Genomic DNA, 2,297 nt, shown 5'->3' with positions numbered 1-2,297 from the left:
GGTGGCGCTGGTCGGGCCGGGGGCCGGCGACCCGGGACTGCTGACCGCGCGCGGCCGGCGGCTGCTGGCCGAGGCCGACGTCGTCGTGGTCGACCGCCTGGCGCCGCACGCCGTGCTCGACGAGCTCGACCCCGACGTCGAGGTCATCGACGTCGGCAAGAAGCCGGACCACCACCCCGTGCCGCAGGAGGAGATCAACCGCCTGCTCGTCGACCGGGCGCGGGCCGGCCGCGTCGTCGTCCGGCTCAAGGGCGGCGACTCCTTCGTCTTCGGCCGCGGCGGCGAGGAGCGCGAGGCCTGCGAGGCTGCCCGGCGTCCCGGTCGAGGTCGTCCCCGGCGTCACCAGCGCGATCGCCGTGTGCGCGGCCGCGGGCATCCCGGTCACCCACCGCGGCGTCGCCAACGGCTTCAGCGTCCTGACCGGCCACGACGAGCTGAACACGCTGCCGACCGAGCCGTCGCACACCGTCGTGCTGCTCATGGGGGTGCGCCGGCTGCGCGAGAGCGCGGCGGCGCTCGTGGCGGCCGGACGGTCGCCGGCCACGCCGGTGGCGGTGGTCGAGCGCGGCACGACGCCGCAGCAACGGGTGACGGTGGGGACGCTGGAGACGATCGCCGACGAGGCGGTCCGCGTGGGGTGCTCGTCGCCGGCCATCACCGTCGTCGGGGACGTGGTGCGGCTCTCCCCCGCCTGGGCCCCCGCTCCCTGAGCCCGCCGAAGGGGTCCTACTCCCAGCCGTCGACGGGCAGCTGCGGGCGCAGCCAGCGCACGAACGCCTTGCGCCCCTGACGCATGACCTGGGCGTGGGCGGCGACGAACGCCGGACGCGCGACCGGTCCGACGACCCGCATCCAGCGCCGGGTGGTCTCGACCTGCCAGTCGACCTCGATCGCGCTGCCCTCGCCGTGCGGACGCACGCGCACCACGCCCTGGCCCTGCAGGTCGCCGCTCGCCCGGACGGTCACGCGGTCGGGCCGGCGCACCTGCACGTCGGTGAGGACGAACCGCAGCACGTACCCGAGGTGGCTGCTCGTGACGACGTGCATCCCCGCGTCGTCGTGCCCCTCGACGGTGACCGCGTCCCACCACGTGAACGGGTCACCGGAGTCGAGCAGCGACTCCACGACGTCCCAGGCGTGGTCGACGTCCGTCGGCAGCGTCCAGCGTGAGTGCAGCTGGTAGCGGGCGGTGCCCTCGACGCTCATGCGAGCCTCCCTGCGTGCGGCCGGCGACCCCGTCTACCGGCGAGCGGTGCGCCGCAGCCACCACAGCCCGACGAAGGGCAGCAGCAGCGGCACGTACCCGTAGCCTGCACCGAAGCCGGACCACACGGAGTCGTCCGGGAACAGCTCGTCGTCCAGGAGCGACAGCAGGCCGACCGCGAGGACGCCCACGAGCTCGAACCCGATGGTCACCGCGGCGAGCCCGCGCAGCGAGCGGGCGAGGGCGACGGTCGCCAGCACGTAGACGACGCCGGCCACCGCCGAGAGCAGGTACGCGACCGGCGCGGCCTCGAAGTCGGTGGCCAGCTGGTAGGCCGAGCGGGCGGTCGCGGCGAGCGCGAAGACGGCGTAGACCGCCACGAGCACGCGGCCGAAGCCGTGGGACGTCTCGTGCGCGGCAGCGGGCTCAGACATCGGTGCCGTTCCAGATGTCGACGACGCGGACCATGAGCACGGCGACGGTCAGCATCGCGACCACGACGACGCCGGTGCCCCACCGCGACTTCTCGGCGATGCCCCAGACCAGGGCGACGGGCACCACCAGCACGGCGGCCAGGAAGTACGAGACGAACAGCACGCCGTCGACGTCGCGGGCCGTGCCGCCCAGCGCCACGCACCCGGCGACGAACGCCACCACGAGCGCCAGCTCGAGCGCCGCGGTGGCGTAGAAGTACGCGTTGTCGACCTGTCGGTCGCGCACCATGAGCACCGCGGCCCATGCGCCCACGACCAGCGCGGCCAGCGCGAGCGCGTAGCCGACGACCTCGTTCACGTGTTGCTCTCCCTCGTCCGGACCGGCGCCCATCCTCCCACGGCGCCTCCGCCGGCCCGCGCGCACCGCCCGTGCACCGGATCCGGTCCGGACGCTGACAGTTCTGCTGTCATGATGGACCCATGTCCGACCCGATCGTGCTCGTCCTGCCGGCCATGGCCGTGCCCGCCGCGTTCTACCGCCCCCTCGTCGCCGAGCTCCGCGAGCGCGGCTGGGACGCCGAGGCGCTCGATCGGCGCGGCTTCGTCAAGGGCGAGCCGGTTCGCGCGCGCACGCACGACTGGTCGTACGCCGACGAGAC

At 74.5% G+C, this 2,297-nt stretch carries 3 protein-coding genes and 1 pseudogene; 1 reads left to right on the top strand and 3 read right to left on the bottom strand.

The window, feature by feature from the left end; genetic code table 11:
- The first annotated feature begins 1 nt into the window (after position 1).
- Positions 2–710: pseudogene (gene cobA / locus AC2W7G_RS14110) on the top strand (uroporphyrinogen-III C-methyltransferase).
- A gap of 16 nt (positions 711–726) precedes the next feature.
- Here cobA and AC2W7G_RS14105 read toward each other — a convergent pair.
- Genes AC2W7G_RS14105 through AC2W7G_RS14095 form a run of 3 tightly spaced genes read right to left on the bottom strand, consistent with a single transcriptional unit; the run spans position 727 to position 1,996 of the window.
- On the bottom strand, positions 727–1,206 hold the full coding sequence (locus AC2W7G_RS14105; protein WP_485868990.1) for an SRPBCC family protein: 480 nt from the start codon (positions 1,204–1,206) through the stop codon (positions 727–729).
- A gap of 33 nt (positions 1,207–1,239) precedes the next feature.
- Entirely contained in the window at positions 1,240–1,638 is a 399-nt protein-coding gene (locus tag AC2W7G_RS14100) for a hypothetical protein (RefSeq protein WP_485868989.1), read from the bottom strand.
- On the bottom strand, positions 1,631–1,996 hold the full coding sequence (locus AC2W7G_RS14095; protein ID WP_485868988.1) for a hypothetical protein: 366 nt from the start codon (positions 1,994–1,996) through the stop codon (positions 1,631–1,633). Before AC2W7G_RS14095 ends, AC2W7G_RS14100 begins: the two co-directional genes overlap by 8 nt.
- Positions 1,997–2,297: the final 301 nt, after the last annotated feature.

This window comes from Aeromicrobium sp. PFPM2_SD2, assembly GCF_057364525.1.
Note: the sequence above shows the minus strand (reverse complement) of the source record. Positions and strands in the feature narration are given on the sequence as shown.

Bases quoted from the DNA above. Each gene is read 5' to 3' on its own strand.
- AC2W7G_RS14100 (WP_485868989.1), bottom strand. From the start codon at position 1,638: ATGTCTGAGCCCGCTGCCGCGCACGAGACGTCCCACGGCTTCGGCCGC.
- AC2W7G_RS14105 (WP_485868990.1), bottom strand. From the start codon at position 1,206: ATGAGCGTCGAGGGCACCGCCCGCTACCAGCTGCACTCACGCTGGACG.